This is a genomic window from uncultured Aliiroseovarius sp. (assembly GCF_947497285.1).
In the GTDB taxonomy this organism is placed as follows: Bacteria; Pseudomonadota; Alphaproteobacteria; order Rhodobacterales; family Rhodobacteraceae; genus Aliiroseovarius.
Genome location: NZ_CANMFT010000007.1, coordinates 156,628 through 175,317, shown reverse-complemented (window position 1 = coordinate 175,317; position 18,690 = coordinate 156,628). Strand labels below are relative to the sequence as shown.

The 18,690-nt window shown below is 59.6% G+C and carries 20 protein-coding genes and 1 pseudogene; 10 read left to right on the top strand and 11 right to left on the bottom strand.

Features of this window, described 5'->3' with window-relative positions:
- Nucleotides 1–5: 5 nt before the first annotated feature.
- Nucleotides 6–1,727, top strand: coding sequence for an acyl-CoA dehydrogenase (locus Q0864_RS13350; protein WP_298570740.1), 1,722 nt, complete (start codon nt 6–8; stop codon nt 1,725–1,727).
- Complete coding sequence (locus Q0864_RS13345) at nt 1,724–2,767, top strand: MBL fold metallo-hydrolase (protein WP_298570738.1); 1,044 nt, start codon at nt 1,724–1,726, stop codon at nt 2,765–2,767. Before Q0864_RS13350 ends, Q0864_RS13345 begins: the two co-directional genes overlap by 4 nt.
- Here Q0864_RS13345 and Q0864_RS13340 read toward each other — a convergent pair.
- Complete coding sequence (locus tag Q0864_RS13340; RefSeq protein WP_298570867.1) at nt 2,764–3,714, bottom strand: NAD(P)-dependent oxidoreductase; 951 nt, start codon at nt 3,712–3,714, stop codon at nt 2,764–2,766. The genes Q0864_RS13345 and Q0864_RS13340 overlap by 4 nt on opposite strands.
- A gap of 274 nt (nt 3,715–3,988) precedes the next feature.
- On the opposite strand from Q0864_RS13340, the pseudogene Q0864_RS13335 reads away from it, so the two are divergent.
- From Q0864_RS13335 to Q0864_RS13325, 3 genes and pseudogenes are all read left to right on the top strand, one after another.
- Nucleotides 3,989–4,321 (top strand): annotated as a pseudogene (locus tag Q0864_RS13335) (DUF6173 family protein); the annotation flags it as partial.
- A gap of 96 nt (nt 4,322–4,417) precedes the next feature.
- Complete coding sequence (locus Q0864_RS13330) at nt 4,418–4,558, top strand: aa3-type cytochrome c oxidase subunit IV (protein WP_298570736.1); 141 nt, start codon at nt 4,418–4,420, stop codon at nt 4,556–4,558.
- Between the two features lie 34 nt (nt 4,559–4,592).
- Entirely contained in the window at nt 4,593–5,189 is a 597-nt protein-coding gene (locus Q0864_RS13325; protein ID WP_298570734.1) for a hypothetical protein, read from the top strand.
- 9 nt (nt 5,190–5,198) lie between these two features.
- Here the strand turns inward: Q0864_RS13325 and Q0864_RS13320 are convergent, their stop codons facing one another.
- Nucleotides 5,199–5,522, bottom strand: a complete 324-nt coding sequence (locus Q0864_RS13320) for an AzlD domain-containing protein (RefSeq protein ID WP_298570865.1) — start codon at nt 5,520–5,522, stop codon at nt 5,199–5,201.
- 2 nt (nt 5,523–5,524) lie between these two features.
- Nucleotides 5,525–6,238: an AzlC family ABC transporter permease gene (locus Q0864_RS13315; protein ID WP_298570732.1), complete on the bottom strand. Its 714-nt coding sequence runs from the start codon at nt 6,236–6,238 to the stop codon at nt 5,525–5,527.
- A gap of 47 nt (nt 6,239–6,285) precedes the next feature.
- On the opposite strand from Q0864_RS13315, the gene Q0864_RS13310 reads away from it, so the two are divergent.
- From Q0864_RS13310 to Q0864_RS13300, 3 genes are read left to right on the top strand one after another with little or no spacing between them, the layout of a single operon-like run.
- The gene (locus Q0864_RS13310; protein ID WP_298570863.1) at nt 6,286–7,176 is read left to right on the top strand and encodes a formate dehydrogenase accessory sulfurtransferase FdhD; all 891 of its coding nucleotides are present in this window, start codon (nt 6,286–6,288) and stop codon (nt 7,174–7,176) included.
- The gene (mobA, locus tag Q0864_RS13305; protein WP_298570730.1) at nt 7,173–7,793 is read left to right on the top strand and encodes a molybdenum cofactor guanylyltransferase MobA; all 621 of its coding nucleotides are present in this window, start codon (nt 7,173–7,175) and stop codon (nt 7,791–7,793) included. Before Q0864_RS13310 ends, mobA begins: the two co-directional genes overlap by 4 nt.
- Nucleotides 7,790–9,550, top strand: a complete 1,761-nt coding sequence (locus tag Q0864_RS13300; RefSeq protein ID WP_298570728.1) for a bifunctional molybdopterin-guanine dinucleotide biosynthesis adaptor protein MobB/molybdopterin molybdotransferase MoeA — start codon at nt 7,790–7,792, stop codon at nt 9,548–9,550. The genes mobA and Q0864_RS13300 overlap by 4 nt, the downstream gene beginning before the upstream one ends.
- A 9-nt stretch (nt 9,551–9,559) precedes the next feature.
- Here the strand turns inward: Q0864_RS13300 and smpB are convergent, their stop codons facing one another.
- Nucleotides 9,560–10,036: an SsrA-binding protein SmpB gene (gene smpB / locus Q0864_RS13295; protein ID WP_298570861.1), complete on the bottom strand. Its 477-nt coding sequence runs from the start codon at nt 10,034–10,036 to the stop codon at nt 9,560–9,562.
- Between the two features lie 78 nt (nt 10,037–10,114).
- Nucleotides 10,115–10,990, bottom strand: a complete 876-nt coding sequence (gene dapA, locus Q0864_RS13290) for a 4-hydroxy-tetrahydrodipicolinate synthase (RefSeq protein WP_298570726.1) — start codon at nt 10,988–10,990, stop codon at nt 10,115–10,117.
- A 141-nt stretch (nt 10,991–11,131) separates the two neighbouring features.
- On the opposite strand from dapA, the gene Q0864_RS13285 reads away from it, so the two are divergent.
- Complete coding sequence (locus Q0864_RS13285; RefSeq protein WP_298570724.1) at nt 11,132–13,087, top strand: lytic transglycosylase domain-containing protein; 1,956 nt, start codon at nt 11,132–11,134, stop codon at nt 13,085–13,087.
- Between the two features lie 11 nt (nt 13,088–13,098).
- Here the strand turns inward: Q0864_RS13285 and Q0864_RS13280 are convergent, their stop codons facing one another.
- Nucleotides 13,099–13,959 (bottom strand): DMT family transporter, encoded by an 861-nt coding sequence (locus tag Q0864_RS13280; protein WP_298570722.1) that lies wholly within the window; start codon nt 13,957–13,959, stop codon nt 13,099–13,101.
- 11 nt (nt 13,960–13,970) lie between these two features.
- Nucleotides 13,971–14,648 carry a tRNA (5-methylaminomethyl-2-thiouridine)(34)-methyltransferase MnmD gene (gene mnmD / locus Q0864_RS13275; protein ID WP_298570720.1) on the bottom strand — a complete coding sequence of 226 codons (678 nt, stop codon included), beginning with the start codon at nt 14,646–14,648 and terminating at the stop codon, nt 13,971–13,973.
- A gap of 54 nt (nt 14,649–14,702) precedes the next feature.
- Between mnmD and Q0864_RS13270 the strand changes: the two genes are divergently transcribed.
- Entirely contained in the window at nt 14,703–15,743 is a 1,041-nt protein-coding gene (locus tag Q0864_RS13270; protein WP_298570718.1) for an FAD-dependent oxidoreductase, read from the top strand.
- A gap of 2 nt (nt 15,744–15,745) precedes the next feature.
- Here the strand turns inward: Q0864_RS13270 and Q0864_RS13265 are convergent, their stop codons facing one another.
- The 4 genes from Q0864_RS13265 to Q0864_RS13250 form a co-directional block, all read right to left on the bottom strand.
- The gene (locus Q0864_RS13265; protein ID WP_298570716.1) at nt 15,746–16,297 is read right to left on the bottom strand and encodes an NAD(P)H-dependent oxidoreductase; all 552 of its coding nucleotides are present in this window, start codon (nt 16,295–16,297) and stop codon (nt 15,746–15,748) included.
- Between the two features lie 45 nt (nt 16,298–16,342).
- Nucleotides 16,343–16,654: a YciI family protein gene (locus Q0864_RS13260; RefSeq protein WP_298570715.1), complete on the bottom strand. Its 312-nt coding sequence runs from the start codon at nt 16,652–16,654 to the stop codon at nt 16,343–16,345.
- Nucleotides 16,655–16,674: 20 nt separating this feature from the next.
- Nucleotides 16,675–17,283, bottom strand: coding sequence for a cob(I)yrinic acid a,c-diamide adenosyltransferase (cobO, locus tag Q0864_RS13255; protein WP_298570713.1), 609 nt, complete (start codon nt 17,281–17,283; stop codon nt 16,675–16,677).
- A gap of 108 nt (nt 17,284–17,391) precedes the next feature.
- Complete coding sequence (locus Q0864_RS13250) at nt 17,392–18,597, bottom strand: hypothetical protein (protein WP_298570711.1); 1,206 nt, start codon at nt 18,595–18,597, stop codon at nt 17,392–17,394.
- Nucleotides 18,598–18,690 lie beyond the last annotated feature (93 nt).

The window sequence follows — 18,690 nt, the reverse complement described above, 5'->3', positions numbered from 1 at the left end:
CTCCCATGACCTACCGCGCGACAACCGACGATTTCCAGTTCCTGTTCGACCATGTCATCGGCTATGATCAGCTGCCCGAAACCGAGCGGTTTGCCGACGCCACCCCGGATGTTGCGATGGCTGTTCTGACCGAGGCAGGCAAGATGTGCGAAGACATCCTTGCCCCCCTGAACCGCAACGGCGACCTGACCCCGGCTGTGCTTGAAAATGGCGTCGTGCGCACGTCACCCGGCTTTGCGGATGGCTACAAGGCAATCGCGGAAGGTGGGTGGATCGGCATGGCGGCGGACCCTGAATATGGTGGGATGGGCTTACCCCTGACCCTGCAAACAGCGGTGAACGACATGATGTCGGCAAGCTGCCTGTCGCTTCAATTGTGCCCCTTGATGACGCAGGGCCAGATTGAGTCGTTGGAACACCACGCCTCGGACACGCTGAAAGACCTGTATCTGCCCAAACTGATCAGCGGTGAATGGGCGGGCACGATGAACCTGACCGAACCGCAGGCCGGGTCGGATGTGGGCGCGCTGTCGTCGAAAGCCGAAGACAATGGCGACGGGACCTATTCGGTCACCGGTCAGAAGATCTTTATTTCATGGGGTGACAACGACATCACCGGGAACGTCTGTCACCTTGTGCTGGCGCGGCTGCCGGACGGTGCGCCCGGCACCAAGGGTATCAGCCTCTTTATGGTTCCAAAACTGATCCCCGATGCTGACGGCAATCCGGGCGAGCCAAACAGCCTGCGCGTCGTCAGCCTTGAACACAAAATGGGCCTGCACGGCAGCCCTACCGCCGTGATGTCCTTCGAAGGGGCCAAAGGCTGGATGGTCGGCGAGCCGCACAAGGGCATGGCCGCCATGTTCACCATGATGAACAACGCCCGCATGGGTGTGGGCGTGCAGGGCTACGGCGTGGGCGAACGTGCCTATCAAGAGGCGCTGGCCTATGCGATGGAGCGCAAACAGGGCCGCACTCCGCTGGGCGACGCTGGCACCGGTGCGATCATCGACTTTGCCGATGTGCGCCGGATGCTGACCCAGATGCGCACTGAACTTTTTGCCGCCCGGTCCATGGCGATGTCGTTGGCGCTTGCGATAGATATGGCGCATGCGACGGGCGACGAGGAATGGAAGGCGCGTGCCGCCCTTCTGACGCCAATCGTCAAGGCCTACGGTACCGAGGTTGGAATGCTTGTCAGCCATCTTGGCGTTCAGGTGCATGGCGGCATGGGGTTCATCGAAGAAACCGGCGCCGCCCAGCATTCCCGCGACGTACGTGTCACCGCGATCTACGAAGGCACAAACGGCATTCAGGCAATGGACCTTGTCGGTCGCAAGATGATGGACGGGGGCGAGGCCGCCTTCCGCCTGCTTGATGAGATCGAGACACAGGCCGAAGCTGCCCGCGCCGATTTCCCCAACATGTCCGAAGCTGTTTGGTCGGCCGCAGAAGACCTGCGCGAAACCACCGAATGGATGGTCGAACAATCCGACATGCAAGACCGTTTCGCCGGTGCCGTGCCGTTCCTGATGGGCTTTGCACGTGTTCTTGGCGCGCATTACCACTTGCGCGCCGCGATTGCCGAGGGTGGCAAGGGGCCGCGTTCAGAGCTTGCCCGTTTCCACATCAACCGGCTGTTGCCCGAGCACACCGCACACTTCGCGCAGGCGCGCACCGGGGCTGCGGGGCTCTATGCCCTTAGCCCGGAAGATTTGGCATCGTGACCACCAAACCGAGCGCGCCACTGGCTTTTCCCTTCCCGGACATTCCCGGCGAGGGCGAAGCGGTTGAGGTCGCTAAGGGCGTCCTTTGGATGCGCCTACCGCTCCCGATGGCGCTGGATCACGTCAACATCTTTGCCTTTGACGATCCCGACGGCTGGACCATCGTGGACACCGGCTTTGACACGAACAAGACGCGCCGCATCTGGGATAAGCTGTTGGCGGACCCATTGGGCGGGAAACCCATTGCGCGGGTGATCGTGACCCACCACCACCCCGATCACGTCGGGCTGGCCGGGTGGTTGCAACGCGACCACGGGGCCGAGCTGGTGACCACGCGCACCGCATGGCTGTTTGCGCGGATGCTGCTGCTGGACGAGCAAATGGTGCCAGTGGACGAAACGCTGGCTTATTGGCGCGCGGCGGGCATGGCCCCTGACGTCTATGAAAAGCGGCTCACCGAACGCCCCTTCAACTATGCCGACATCGTAGCCGACATGCCCTTGGGCTTTATACGCATCAAAGAAGGCAGTCGCCTTCATTTTGGCGGGCGCGAATGGGATGTGCGGATTGGCAACGGTCACGCGCCGGAACACGCGACACTCTGGTCGACGGATGGCGCGCTGGTGATAGGTGGCGACCAGCTTCTGGCCACGATCAGCCCTAACCTTGGCGTCTATGCCACCGAGCCCGAGGCCGATCCGGTCGGGGAATGGCTGGAAGCCTGCGAACGCCTGTCGCAATACGCAACCCCGGATCAACTGGTTCTGCCGGGGCACAAACTGCCCTTCACCGGCCTGCCCACACGCATGCGCCAACTGATCACCAATCACCACAACGCGCTGGACCGGTTGGAAGCCTTTCTGGCCGATCCCCACGTGGCCGGCGACTGCTTCCCCCCGCTGTTCAAGCGCGAGATTTCGGGTGGCGAATATGGGTTGGCCTTGGTCGAGGCCGTCGGCCACCTGAACCACCTTCTGCACGAAGGGCGCGCCACACGCACCCGGCGCGAGGATGGCGCGTGGCTGTGGCAGAAGGCCTAGCTGTGCCCACGCGGCACCACCTCATAGCCCGCCTCCTCCGGCTCATCATCTACCATCCCAGCGGGGAAACCGGGGGCGGTGATGTCCAGCCCGGTCGCCTCTTCCAGCCTACGGATGATGTCGTCTGACTGCGCACGTTCGCCGTAGCGCGCGATGCCGTCGTTGAAAATCTCAACCATCAAAGGTGAAATTTCGAGCGGCACGCCTGCCCGATCAGCAATCGCCTGAAACAAGCCGATATCCTTCTTCACCAGGTCCATGGTGAAGGATATGTCACGCGAGCCGTTCAGGATCACCTGGCTTTCGGTTTCATGCACAAAAGACGTGCCGGACGAGATCTTGATCGCCTCATAGGTCGTCGCAAGATCAAGCCCGGCAGCTTTCATCGTCACCAATGCCTCGCAACAGGTCAGCAGGTTGGCGGTCGCAAGATAGTTGGTCATAACCTTCAGGACCGAGGCCGAACCCAGTTCACCCGTATGCAGAACACGCCGCCCCATCGTGGTCAAAAGCGGCAGCACCCGCTCAAACGTCGCGCGCTCACAGCCCGCGAAGATCGAGATGTTGCCGGTGTCTGCCCGATGGCAACCACCCGACACCGGACAATCGACCGCATCGCCACCGCGCGCGATCACCTCGGCGCCCAAGCGTTTGACCTCGGCCTCGTCAGTGGTGGACATTTCCAGCCAGATTTTGCCGGGTCGCACGTGATCCAGCATTTGGCTGACCACGGCATTCGACGCAGCGGGCGATGGAAGGCAGGTAATGACGACGTCGCAGTCGCGCATCAGGGCCGCGGGGTTATCCGCTGCATTTGCCCCGCGCGCGGCGAAACCTGCGACAAGGTCCGGATCAAGATCAAGCACGGTCAAATCTTTGCCATTGCGCAGCAAACTGCCCGCCAGCTTGCCCCCCACATTTCCCAAACCAACGAAACCAATTCTCACAGCCATCCCTCCGCTACGACCATACGTCCCTGATCAAGACCAGCTCTTGCCCCCTATGCGAGATAGATATCCATCTCGCGTTCCTCGCGTGACGCCCTTGCGCGCTTGTGCCAAAAAGGGTTCAGTGAAGTGTAGATCGTTGTGAGGCCAGATGGCGAAGAAAAAGCAGACAAAGCAGACAACCCGTTCCAACCCGCCCCGCGCGCATACTGCCAGATGCAGCGAGGATGGGCCTGTTGTCGTCAAAGACCATCCCTTGCCCAAGAAGGTTGCCCAGAAGCCTCTGGAAGACAAAAGCCCCGCCGAATGGGCGTATGAGCGTCTGATCCTCTATATCAAGAACTTCGAGGAACAGTTGGACAATGAACACGAGGTCGCAATGGGCTTCACTGGCGGTGATGCCGGTATCTTACGGATCGAGGGCATCGGCTTTTTCGATCCTGATGTGCTGACCTTCTATGGGGCAGATGTCGAAGGGATCAAAACCCAATTGATCCAGCATGTCAGCCAACTGTCGGTGATGCTGCGCGCACTGCCCAAGCAAGTTGAAAGCGAAGCGCCCAACCGGATCGGTTTTCGACTGGCCGCCGAATTCGAGGATGATTGAATCCAATCGCGGCGCTCTGACAATCCGGGTCGTGACAGGGCTGTTCAAATCCGCTATTCGATGATCAACACAGTTCTTTAACACGGGAAGCAAGACATGGCAGACAAGGATCACGTCGTTGGCACGATGGACACCAGCGAGCAGGAAAAGACCTTTGAAGGGTTCGTGAAATTCTCTGGTCGTTCGGTTGCGTTCTTTCTTTTCATTCTGGTTTTGCTGGCGCTGTTCAACGCCTGAAGCATTCCCCCTTCGGTGTGAGTAGGATCTGCCTATGCTGCGATTGATCTTCGCCTTGACGCTTGTTCTGGGTCTGACGGCTTGCGGTGGCGCAGACAGTATCTGGGCCAGTGACGAAGCCGTATCGCGCGCCGCCTATCGTCACCCCGGACCGCCCACCATTACCCTTTTGACAGTCGTCTCCAACAAAACTGGTGGCGGGGCACACTCAGCGCTGCTGATCAATGCCTCTCAGCGCGCGATTTTTGATCCGGCCGGGACATGGCATCACCCGAACCTGCCTGAGCGCCATGATGTGCACTATGGAATGACCGACAAAGCGGTCGATTTCTACATCGACTATCACGCGCGCATCACCTACCACGTCGTGCGTCAGGATATTGTTGTCTCGCCACAAGTGGCCGAACAGGCTTTGCGCACGGTGCAGCAATATGGGGCAGTCCCAAAGGCGAATTGCGGATCTGCCGTTGGTGCGATCCTGCGCACCCTTCCGGGCTTTCAATCCATCCCAGGTTCGTTCTTTCCGAAATCTGTGATGAAGGCGTTTGGTGAGCTGCCGGGCGTCACTGAACGCAAGTTCTATGACAATGACCCAGAAGAAAACGGAGAGATCCTGACCCGCGGGATCTGATCTGAAGGGTTAGCCAAGCAAGAACAGTAACGCATAAAGCGTCGCTGCGCCCGACAGGATTGCGGCAAGAACGTTGCGGCTGAAATACCCAACCGACAGTGTAACCAATGCTGCGGCAAGCCGCGCAGGGTCAGGCATGCCCGCTGTCGCGGCCGGCCAAAGCACCAAAGGTGCGACCAAACCAGGGAGCACGGCCACCGGCGTATAACGAAGGTGGCGCAACACCCATTCCGGCATCGGACGGTCTCCGATGAAGCCCAAGAAGCTGAACCGGATCAGGAAGCTACCCACGGCCAGCGAAACAATGACAATCCAGACGACGCTGTGGTCCATGCTCATGTGCGTGCCCTTCGTGCCATGACACCTTCAATCTGCGCCCCAACGATCATCGCCCCGATGGCAGCCACCAGAAGTCCCGAGCCATAAGGCATCCATGTCAGAAGCAACGCCAACACAACCGACGTCGCCGCCGCCGCCACATGCGCGATCGTCCGCAGCGCAGGCGCGACCATTGCCAGAAAGGTGATCGGCAGCGCGAAATCCAAGGCAAAGCTTGCGGGGATCTGCGTGCCCGCCACCGCGCCGATATAGCTGGCGGCATACCAAAGCGGCGCAAGCGGCACGACCGTGCCGATATAGTAGGCAAAGCGTTCTGGCACTGTCAGCTCCGGCTCCAGCTCGTATTTAATCTGCGACAACGCGTAGGCCTGATCCACCATGAGGTAAGCAACAAGCGCCCGCTTCCAGACCGGGGCCTTTCCCAGAAAAGGTGTCAGCGACGCGCTATACATTGCCATGCGCAGGTTCACCGCAAGAGCGGTCAGGATCACGATGATCGTCGGCGCATTTTCTGTCATCAACTGCACAGCGGTAAACTGCGCCGCACCGGCGATCACCAGAACTGAAAAGCCCATGACCTCGGCCACGTTCAAGCCGGCTTCCGTGGCGACGACGCCGAACAGCAGGGCGAAGGGCACGATCACCAGAACAAATGGCAATGCATCCTGAGCGCCGCGCAGAAAGTATCTTTTGGGGTTGGACGAAGTCATAATCGGGTCCTAAGTTGCCCCTCACGCTTATGGTGAAGCGGCAGGAGATTCAATTGGCCACTGAGAAGAATATCCACGACTACGTGATTGCGCCTGATCCCACTGCCGCTCGTTTGACCCGTGCGGTGTCTGGCCATGATGAACATGGCGATGGTGTCACCGTATCGGTTGTCGAAGAACGTCCGCTTACCATTTTCTTGAATTCGCGCGAGATCGTCACCGCAATGACCATCGGGGACTATCCCGACTACCTTGCGCTCGGATTTCTGCGCAATCAGGGCATGCTGACCACAGCCGACAAAATCACCGGGGTCGACTATGACGAAGACATCGAAACGATCGTTGTCCGCACCGCGCGCGAAACCGACTACGAAGACAAGTTGAGCCGCAAAACGCGCACCTCAGGCTGTGCCGTCGGCACCGTTTTTGGCGATATGATGGAGGGGATCGAGGGTCTTACCCTTCCACCCGCATCGGTCCGAACCTCGTCGCTCTATGCCCTGTCGCAAAAGATCAACCGCACCCCGTCGCTCTACCTTGAGGCCGGTGCCATCCACGGCACCGTTCTGTGTCAGGGGGACCGCCCGCTGATCTACATGGAGGATGTCGGGCGCCACAACGCCGTGGACAAGGTGGCCGGCTGGATGCTTGCCGAAGGTGTTGAGGGCGCAGACAAGATCTTATACACGACCGGACGGCTGACTTCGGAGATGGTGATAAAGACCGCGCATATGGGTATTCCCGTGCTCGTCTCTCGGTCCGGTTTCACCGCTTGGGGGGTCGAGATTGCGCGCGATGTTGGCTTGACCCTGATCGGTCGCATGCGCGGGCAGCGGTTCACCTGCCTGTCTGGCGAAGACCGCCTGATCCGTGATACCGACCCGAAGCATGCGCCACGCGAGGACAGCAAGCACCACCGCAAGGGAGCAGCGAAATGACCGCGCCCTTCGGGATCATCCTTGCAGGAGGTCAAGCCACGCGAATGGGCGGCGGTGACAAAGGACTTTTGCCGCTTGGCGATGGCACGCTTCTGTCACAGGTCATCGACCGCCTGTCACCGCAAGTTGACCAAATGGCGCTGAACGCCAATGGCGACGCCGCTCGGTTCGCCACGTTCGGCATGCCCGTTTTGCCAGACAGCATCGAAGGTTTCGCGGGACCGCTGGCCGGTGTTCTGGCAGGTCTGGACTGGGCTGCGGACCACGGCGCGACGCATGTTGTGTCTGCCGCTGCCGACACACCATTCTTTCCGCACGATCTGGTTGCACGCCTGCAAAGCGCGGCGCACGAGGCTGATACTCAGATTGCACTGGCCGCCACGATGGACGTGGATCGCGGCCCAATGCGTCAGCCGACTTTTGGGCTTTGGCCCGTTGCCTTGCGCGATGACCTGCGGGCCGCGTTGCATGATGGCCTGCGCAAAGTGGTTCAATGGACCGACAGGCATGGCGCAGCGCTGGCTGTGTTCGACCCCGATCCAATCGACCCGTTCTTCAACGTCAACACGCCTGACGACCTGACCCTTGCACAGCAGCTGGTGGGAGACCTCACATGAAGATCTTTGGTGTCACGGGGTGGAAAAACTCTGGAAAGACCGGGTTGATGGAACGGCTGGTCGCTCATTTCGCTGCCCAAGGTCTGCGCGTTTCCACCCTGAAACACACGCACCATGGCGTCGATTTGGAACGGCCGGGAACCGACACGCATCGCCACCGACAAGCCGGTGCACAAGAGGTCGTTCTGGCCTCAAGCGCGCGGGTGTCGATCCTGCACGAACTGCGCGATGACCCCAAGCCGCGCCTGGCAGACTTGATTGCGCGGCTTGCCCCTTGCGACCTTGTGCTGGTCGAAGGCTTCAAAGGCGCATCGCACCCCAAGATCGAAGCACACCGCGCCGCCACGGGCGAGGCGCTTCTTGCCCCCGACCATGACACCATCTGCGCTGTGGCAAGCGATACGCCCCTGCCTGATCTTGACCTGCCAGTCTTTGACCTTGATGACACAAGCGCCATCGCCAGCTTCATCGCAGAGGCAACCGGTCTTGCACCACGTCCGCGCATCGGTTTGAAAAATGACTGTTTCGCGCTTCCTCCGGGGGTCAATTGGACACCCGTTGACCAAGCTCTCGCCACGCTGAAAGAGCGCATCGCGCCGGTGGTCGGGGTCGAAACCATCCCGGTTGCCGAGGCACGTGGACGGATCCTTGCAACGGATCACGTGGCCGCGCGGTCAAACCCGCCGGGGGCAAACTCAGCGGTTGATGGCTACGGCTTCGCCTCTGCGGGACTGCCCGACAGTGACCCGGTGCAGCTTCCACTTGTTGACGGCCGCGCGGCGGCAGGCGCCCCTTACAAAGGTAACGTTCCTATGGGGCACGCCATTCGCATCTTGACGGGTGCGTTGCTCCCCGATGGAGTGGACACCGTGGTTATGCAGGAAGATGTGCAACGCGAAGGCGCGACGCTTGTTTTTCCAGCGGGCGTGAAACCCGGCGCGAATGCCCGTGCCGCAGGCGAAGATGTGAAGGCCGGCACGACCGCATTGAAGGCTGGTCACACGATGCGCCCTCCAGATATCGCCCTGCTAAGCGCCTTGGGGGTCGGCATTGCAAAGGTCCACGCGCGCCTGCGCGTCGGCGTTCTGTCCACGGGTGACGAACTGGCCGAACCCGGCAGCACCCTTGACGTTGCCCGCACCTTTGACGCCAATCGCCCCATGCTTTTGTCACTGGCCGAGGGGTGGGGCTACAAACCCGTCGATCTTGGCCATGTTGCAGATGATCGCAGTGCGCTTCGGGCTGCCCTTGATGACGCGGCGGACAGGGCGGATGTCATTGTGACCTCGGGCGGTGCGTCGGCGGGCGATGAAGACCATGTTTCTGCGCTGCTTGGGGAAACCGGGTCGCTTCACCACTGGCGCGTCGCGATCAAACCCGGCAGACCGCTGGCGTTGGCACAATGGAACGGCGTGCCTGTCTTTGGCCTTCCCGGCAACCCGGTCGCCGCCCTTGTCACGACCCTGATCTTCGCACGACCCGCTTTTTCGCAACTGGCTGGCGGCGCGTGGCTAGATGCGCCCTCAATCTTGCGTCCTGCGGCGTTTGCGAAACGAAAAAAGGCTGGGCGGCGTGAATACCTTCGCGCCCGTATCACCAAAGATGGAGAGGTCGAGGCCTTTCGGTCGGAAGGGTCCGGTCTTGTCTCGGGTCTCAGTTGGGCAACGGGGTTGGTCGAGCTTGGCGATGAAGCGTGCGACGTAGCCCCCGGCGATCTTGTGCGCTTCCTGCCCTATGACGCACTGGGTGTGCTGTAAGGAAAAAGGCTAGTCGCCATGCCGCAACAGGCGTTGCTTCTGGCGGCCCCAATCGCGCTTGGCTTCGGTCGCCCGCTTGTCATGGGCCTTCTTGCCCTTGGCGATCCCGATCTTGATCTTCACCAAGCCTTTATGGTTGAAATACATGACCAGCGGCACAAGGGTCATCCCCTTGCGCTGGGTGGCATTCCACATCCTTGAAATCTCGCGACGGGACGCCAGCAACTTGCGTTTGCGACGTTCCTGATGGCCCCAGGTTATGGCCTGTTTATAGGGCGCAATATAGGCGTTGGTCAGAAACAGCTCACCATCTTCGACGGCGGCATAGCTTTCGGCGATATTGGCACTGCCTTCGCGTAGGGATTTGACCTCGGACCCCATCAGCGCAATGCCACATTCAATATCTTCATCGATCGCGTAATCATACCGCGCCCGCCGATTTTCGGCGATCACCTTGTAGTTCGGATCGTCTTTCGTCTTGGCCATGTGGCGGATGTAGGCGTTCGGCCCGGCGCTGTCCAGCCCGGCAATCGACACAGTGGTCAGATTGTCGGCCGGCAATGCTTAGGTCAAAAGACCGGCAAAACGCATGGCAGCGTCTATCGCGTCTTTTGTGTCGTCCAGAAGTGGCGTCAACGGGCTGCGCACCTCGGTCGAGCAAAGCCCCAGCTTGGACAAGGCATATTTCGCCCCGCACACTCCGGGTTCTGCAAAAATCGCCTTGTGCAAGGGCATCAGCCTATCCGCGATTGTCAGCGCCGCACCAAAGTCACCCGACAGGGTCGCCGCTTGAAGGTCCGCGCACAGGCGTGGTGCCACGTTCGCCGTGACAGAGATACAGCCCACACCGCCTTGTGCGTTGAACCCATGTGCGGTGGCGTCTTCACCAGACAGCTGAACGAAATCCGTGCCACAGGTCATGCGTTGAAAGCTGACCCGCGCCAGATCGCCGGTCGCGTCTTTCACGCCGACGATATTTTTGTGCTTTGCCAACTGCCCCATCGTGTCAGGTGTCATATCGACAACAGACCGACCGGGGATGTTGTAGATGATGATCGGCAGGTCGACCGCGTCGGCCAATGTCGTGAAATGCGCAATCAAACCGCGCTGCGTTGGCTTGTTGTAATAGGGCGTGACCACCAATCCGGCAGCGGCTCCGACACGTTTGGCATGCTCTAAGAAACGAAGCGATTCGGAGGTATTGTTAGACCCTGCGCCCGCAATAACTGGCACGCGGCCTGCGGCTGCATCGACGACGGCTTCAATGACAGCCTCGTGTTCCTTGTGCGACAGCGTCGGGCTTTCACCCGTCGTCCCAACCGGCACAAGCCCGTTCGACCCTTGGTCAATCTGCCAGTTAACCAGTTGTTTGAGCGCGTCGAAATCCACGGCGCCGTCCTTGAACGGCGTGACCAGGGCAGGAAGAGATCCTTTGAACATGACACGCTCCAATTTTGTGTTTCCATATTACTGCGGGCCTGTGCTGAATCGCACCCGCAAACGCGGCGGAAACTAGCCGGGTTCGCTGCAAATGCCAAGTTTGTGTGTTGCGTATCCTGCCTGCTTAACTAGTTTTTTCCAATGATCTGGATTCTGAAACCCTCACTTATAGCCGCATCACTGGCTTTTTCGTTGTCGATGACACCTTTTTCAGGCGCATTGGCGCAGGACGCGGTGGCGGTCGCCGAGCTACAAAAGGCCTTGAAATCAGCGCGTTCCGGTGACTGGCCGGGTGCAGAAGCGTCTGCAACCGCGCCTTTGGTACGCGATATTCTGGAATGGCACCAGTTGCGCAAGGCAGAGGGAAGCTTTGAAGACGCCCGTGCCTTTTTGGCCCGTCACCCCGACTGGCCGGGGCTTGCTTACCTGCGCAAACAGACCGAACAGTCCATTCCGCATCGCTATGACCCTCAGAAGGTGCTTGAGTTCTTCGCGACCGTCGCCCCTCAAACCGGTCGTGGCGCGCTGCGCCTGATCGAAGCGCTGGAGGCGACAGGTGCGGCCGAGGAAGCCCAGAAACAGGCCATTCTGGCATGGACGACACTGTCATTGGATGATGAAGAGCACGAGGTGTTTCTGGCGCGCCATGGCGACATTCTGAAACCCCATCACTGGGCGCGCACCGACAAGCTTTTGTGGCAGGGTGATGTGCGCGAAGCGACGGCCATGCTGGACCTGATCGACGCCGGTCAGAAAGCCTTGGCGAAAGCTCGAATGGCGCTGCGCAAGCACAAAAGTGGCGTTGACGATCTGATCAACGCCGTCCCGGCCGCCTTGGCGGATGATCCGGGGCTGGCCTATGAGCGTTTCCTTTGGCGGGCCGCAAAGGGACGGAACCAGGACGCGGTTGATTTGATTTTGGAGCGGTCTGAAAGTGCCGCCAAGTTGGGACAACCCGAACGCTGGGCCAGTTGGCGCCGTGTATTGGCGCGGTGGTCGATGCGCGAAGGGCTGGCGCAGCAAGCCTATCAGCTGGCAAGTTTTCACCGCCTAACGGGGGGCGCAAACCAGAACGACCTTGAATGGATCGCTGGCTACGTGGCCCTACGCAAACTGAACGACCCGGTCACCGCGCTGGAGCATTTTCAGAATTTCAGCGCCGCCGTGGACACGCCGATCAGCCTTGGACGCGCCGGGTATTGGCTGGGGCGCGCGCATGAAGCCGCCGGCGACAGCGAGATGGCGCAAGCGTCCTATGAATTCGGCGCGGAATTTCAAACCAGCTTTTATGGCTTACTTGCCGCAGAGAAAGCCAATGTTGCCATGGCTCCAACCCTGACCGGAAACGAGCCATTCCCATCCCCCGAACAAGCCTCCTTTTGGGGGGGATCCGTGATGGAAGCGGCCCGTCTTCTACAAGCCGCTGGCGAGCTCTATTGGACGGAACGGTTTGCGGTCCACCTGGCGGAAGGCCTGTCGCGCGAACAGATCGGTCAGTTGGCGCTATGGGCCGAAAGCGTGAACGAGCCACATCTACAGGTGATGATCGCCAAACAGGCGGCGCGTACGGGGATGGTTTTAGAACGTCCCTATTTCCCCACACCCGATATAGGGCGTGGCAACAGAACCGTTCCGCGCGCACTGGAACTGGCAATCGCGCGGCGCGAAAGCGAATTTGACCCCAGCGTGATGTCAGGCGTCGGCGCGCGTGGATTGATGCAGCTTATGCCCGGCACGGCCTCGGACATGGCGGATCGGCTGGACCTGCCCTATTCCAAGGTGCGGTTGACCACTGATCCGGCGTATAACACCCGGCTTGGGTCAGAATACCTTGCTAAGCTGATCGAGGATTTTGGCACGAATCCGGTGCTTATTGCCGTCGGCTATAACGCCGGACCAAGCCGAGCGACCGCGTGGTCAGAGCGGTTCGGGGATGTGCGCGCAGCCTCAACCGATATCGTCGATTGGATCGAACACATCCCGTTTCGTGAAACACGAAACTACGTGATGCGGGTGGCAGAAAGCTTGCCAGTCTATCGGGCGCGACTGACTGGCAAGACAGAGCCGATCACCTTGTCAAAAGAACTAAAGCAATAAGCTGGGTGCCATCAGGCGACCCGTCGACTGTGCAACAATGTAAAGATGCCAGCAGCGACCACGATAGCCGCGCCAAGGACCACATTGGCGCGGATCGCTTCTCCGAACAGCGTGACGCCAACGATTGATACGAAGACCAGCTGAAGATAGGCAAAGGGCTGCACGATACTTGCTTCGGCGAACTCGTAGCATTTGATCAACAGCCAATGGCCCAGAACGCCCGTCACACACAAAAGCGCCATCCACGCCCAGTCCGGGCGGCTCATGGGCTCCCAGAACCAAGCACCAATCAGTGTCATCACGATCGCGCCGATGATCCCGGTCCAGAAAAAGCTGGTTTGCGTGCTGTCAGTCTTTGCCGCCAACCGGGTCAAAAGCCCGTAGAGCGCAAACATCAACGCCCCGACCAAGGGCACGATCGCTTCGGGTGCAAACACCCCAAAGCCCGGCTTCAGGATGACAAGAATGCCGAAAAATCCCACCCCGATCGCCGCCCAGCGCCGCCACCCGACAGCTTCGCCCAAAACTGGCCCCGAAAACGCGGCCACCAGCAGCGGATAGCACGCAAACACGGCATGGCTTTCCACCAGCCCCAGCAATGTAAAGGACAGCACCGTCACGCAGATCTCTAACGCCAGCAAAGCGCCGCGAAATATTTGCAAGTAAGGTCGCGCTGGTCGCAACGCTTTTTGCAGCCCGCCATTGCGGCGCGTGATCCAGAGCACGAAGGCCGCAAAGAACCAATAGCGGATCATCACAACCATCCAGACGTTATAGACGCCGCCCAGATGGCGCGATATTCCATCCTGCATCGCAAAGACAAACGTCGCACCGATCATGAGCCAGATGCCCGCGCGGTTGTTTTCCTTCATTTGCAGCCTCCTCAGGGACGCAAGGTGCCACGGCTCATGTGCCGTTTGCGGCCGTATCCCGGCACGCGCTCCACCTCAAAGCCAGCCGCATCAAGCGCCCGGCGAACGAACCCCGCGGCAGTGTAAGTCGCAAACGAGCCGCTGGGGGCGGTATGCGCCCCAACCTGCGCCAAAAGACCTTCGCCCCAAAGTTCGGGGTTCTTCGCGGGCGAAAACCCGTCCAGAAACCATGCATCGGCCCGGCCGGGCCACGCCGCTAGCGTGTGGCGGGCGTCGCCTTCGACCACCTCGACTGTGAAGCCGCCAAGGTCGAAGGTGCGCCTGCCTTCCGTCCATGCTTGCAATAGGGGCTCGGCGGCGCTCTGCAGTTCTGGAAATGACCTTAGCGCCTTGGCGATATCAGCCGGCGACATGGGGAACGCCTCGAACGATGTGAACCGCACGCCCTTAGGAGCCCCCACTTGATGCCACGCCTGCCACGTGGCCAGCATGTTCAACCCGGTTCCAAATCCAAGCTCTGCAATGTGAAAGCCCGGTGTAAACCTTGCAGGAAGGTCGTTTCCGTCAAGAAACACATGTCGCGTTTCAGCCAGCCCGTCATCAAGCGAGAAATATGGATCGTCAAACTGCGTCGCCACCGGCACGCCGTTATCTTTCCACGCGATCTCTGCGATCTGGTTCTTCGTCATGACATGCCCTAGAACTCGGTTCAACGCGCGCGACCATGAAGAAGGACCAGAGCTTTGGCAATCGTGGATGTGACCGTCTATGGGGCGGGAATATTTGGTCTGTCAGTGGCGTGGAGCTGCTTGCAGCGCGGCGCGAGTGTGCGTGTGATCGACCCGAACGGCGTCGGGGCCGGATCATCAGGTGGACTGGTCGGCGCCTTGGCCCCCCACGTGCCCGAACGCTGGAATGCAAAGAAGGCCTTTCAATTCGACAGCCTGATCATGGCCGAAGCCTATTGGGCCGAGGTCGAGGCCGCGTCTGGCCTGACGGCTGGATATGCGCGCACAGGTCGGTTGCAACCCATTGCTGACGACAGGCTCTTGGATCTGGCCCGCGCACGCAGCACAGAGGCATCAACGCTTTGGCAAAACAAGGCCACTTGGCAAGTGCGCGCGACCCACGACTTTCCCGGTTGGGCACCGGAAAGTGCGACCGGTTATGTAATCTATGACACACTGACGGCCCGCATGAACCCTCGTCTGGCGGGGGCTGCACTTGCCGCAGCCATTTGCGAAAAAGGTGGCGAAGTGGTGACTGACGCCGCCCCAGAAGGGTTGGTTGTCTGGGCGACTGGATGGCAAGGGTTGCTCGCTTTGTCGCAAGATCTTTCAAAGGCCGTTGGCAATGGAGTCAAAGGGCAAAGTGCGCTTCTTGATTTTGATGCACGGGATTTGCCGCAGCTTTTCACCGACGCGCTGCATATCATTCCGCATGCCAATGGCACTGTGGCAATCGGGTCAACAAGCGAACGGGAATTTGACGACCCAACCACCTGCGACGCGGCGTTGGAGGATGTCATCGCCCGGGCCCGAAACGCCTGTCCAGCCATCGCCAATGCCCCCGTTTTGGAACGCTGGGCCGGCGTTCGACCCCGCGCCAAATCGCGCGCACCGATGCTGGGCGCATACCCGAACCGCCCCGGTCATTTCATCGCCAATGGCGGCTTCAAGATCGGCTTCGGTATGGGCCCAAAAGTCGGAGAGGTCATGGCGGATCTGGTTCTGGACGGCAAAGACACCATCCCAGACGATTTCCGCGTCGAGGCGAGCCTTTAGCGTCACACAGCGCGGCGGTCCACTTGGGCGCGCAGTTTGTCCATCAGCCCCTGTAAGCCGGCTTCATAGCGCGCATTGGTCAGCAGCCCATCGTCATCAAATTCGTTTCTGCTGCCTGCGACGGCAACTTCAGGACCAATTACAAGCCGGGGATGGAAAGGCATCATTGCGGCAACCAGCGAGCTTTGCGCGCCAGACCCACCTGCGCGCCCGGCAGCCGCTGACATCAGGGCCACCGGTTTGTCAGTCCACGGGTTCGGTTTCAGCCGACTGACCCAATCAAGGGCGTTCTTCAAGACGCCTGACAACATCTTGTTGTATTCCGGGGTTGATATGATCACCGCATCGGCAAGGGCGATTTGCTCGGCCAGGCGGTTCACGCCTTCCGGCGCGCCAAATTCGGCTTCGTCATCCGCGTTGAACAGCGGTAGATTTAGATCGGCTTCGACAAACGTCGTGGCGCCATACAGGCGTGCTGCATTGCGCAGCAGAAACCTGTTCGTCGCCTCCATGCGAAGCGAGCCGGACAGGCCAAGCAATCTATGGCTGGTCATCTTTCCCTTACCCTCTCACTTCGCCTTGTCCTGCCCGACTTGCCATCAGACGCTTGGCATGTCCATCATCTGGGCCAGGTGCAGCACACCCATCTTGGTAAATGGGCAGTCCAGAGCGATCTTCTTGGCCGCCTCTGCATCGGGTGCTGTAAATACGCAAAATCCCATCGTCGGCGACGCATATCCATCCTGAACGCCGCTTTCATCCACTGTCCATTGCGCCGAGAAAGGGCTTTCGGGAACATCAAAGGCCGCAGCGTGCGCCGACGCCCATGCCTTGTGTTCCGCCTGCATTTCACCCTTCTTGTCGGGCGCGACGTCGCGCGGGTCGTGATAAGCCATATAGAATTTCGGCATGTTCTTCCTCCCTGAAGGCGTCAGAATTCGACACCTATTTGCGCTTTGACCCCAGACCGGAATGGGTGCTTGATCAGCTCCATTTCGGTAACAAGGTCGGCGATTTCGATCAGTTCGTCCTTGGCGTTGCGCCCCGTCAGAACCACATGGGTCATAGGCGGCTTTTCTTCGGTGAGGAATTTGACGACTTCGTTCACATCCACATAATCATAGCGGATGGCGATGTTGATTTCGTCCAGCAAAACCATGGTGTTTGACGGATCACGGATCAGTTCTTTCGACTTCTCCCACGCGGCCTGCGCCATTTCCACGTCGCGAGTGCGGTCCTGTGTTTCCCAGGTAAAGCCCTCGCCCATCGTGTGAAACTCGCAGATGTCAGAGAAGTTCGCATCGATCAGATCACGTTCGCCGCAATCCATTCCGCCCTTGATAAACTGCACAACCGCACTTTTCATCCCATGCGCGATGCAGCGGAAGATCATCCCGAACGCGGCCGAGCTTTTGCCCTTGCCCTTGCCGGTATGGACGATGATCAAGCCCTTTTTGTCGGTCTTGGTCGCCATGATCTTATCGCGGGCGGCTTTCTTCTTGGCCATCTTCGAGGCGTGGCGGTCGGGGTCTACGGTCATGGTATCCTCATGAATTGCTCGCCCGTCACTGTGCGGGTCATGAAGACCAGATGCAAGAGAGGGCGCGCCGTTTCAGGCACGCCCCCAATCATTTCAGCGGAGTTCAGGTCACTCTGCAGGCACAGCCTGTGGTGTCGCGCGCCCGAAATGCTGCTTGTTTAGGCGGAAGACCATGGCAACCATGGCAAACTGGAAGGCAATCGCGATCGCCGTCACAATCCAGTAAATCACCGAGTACTTGTCCACCACGCCAGCTTGCACCAGCCCCGCATTCACGAAGAACTGCGTCAGCACCGACAAGGCTACACCGGGGCAGACCAGCGCATAGGATCCTGGCGAGGTTTCACTGCCAAGAACGTAGCTTTTCCAGTATCCATGGCGGGCCAAGACAACCAGACCCATCAGACCGAACAGCACCTGAATGGTCAGCAACCGGGCCAAGAAGACCATGGTTTCCCCAGCGGTGACATGCGCATCAAAGGTGGCGTGCAGGCCGTGGCTCTGGCGCAAGGCCATGATGCCAAGAACAGTCATCAGCGGGATCACGATCAGAAGCGTCGGCGCGGTTTCTTTCGACGTGCCGTAGTGCAGCATCGAACTGAATGCCGTGAACAAGGCCAGCGCACCATAGATGATTGACGCCATCCCGAAGAATGTGGACCCAACCAGCGAGACACCGACGACGACCGAGTTTGTGCTCATCGCAGCAGGCGCCGAGAAACCGACCGCGATCATCGACAGCGCGAAAGCCGGCAGCATCTGGGCAAAGCTGTTATGTGCGGTGACGTCGAAGACGCCCCCCTTGGTCAACACGCGGCCAAGGAAATCACCGATATAGATCAGCGCCTGAATGCCGATGGCCAGAAACGCCGCCATCGCGAAGGGGAACAGGTATTCAACGATCGACCACAGGCCCGGCACGAACACCAAGCCGACGATGAACAGCGCGTTCACGCTCATCGCTAGCGCCAGTGGCATCGCCAGAAGGGTGGTTTCAGCGTTCGAGTTCTTCAGCGTCTCATAGGCGTCGGTCTTGCGAAATGCCGAGAAGGATTTGAGGTTCCAAACAAGATATTTGATGTTCAGAAACACAAAGGTCGCGATACCGGCCAGCGCAACTGCAATGGCAATCTGCAGACCGATCGAACCGGTTCCAAGGGCGGTAAAGATGTCTTCGAAGACGGGCACCGGGCGGCCTTTGTGCGGCACCCAAAACATCAGATACATGAAAAACGTGACCGTCAGGCCACCGGCGCCGACAGACGCCAGAAAGTAGAGCGGCGAATACTTGTCCGCTGGGCGATTGGCTTGCATTGGATCTCTCCATTCATATTCATATTTATGAATATTTATAGGCTGAGTCCCTTTTGAAAGCAAGTCCGAGTGTGGTCCAAGTTGTCACACCCT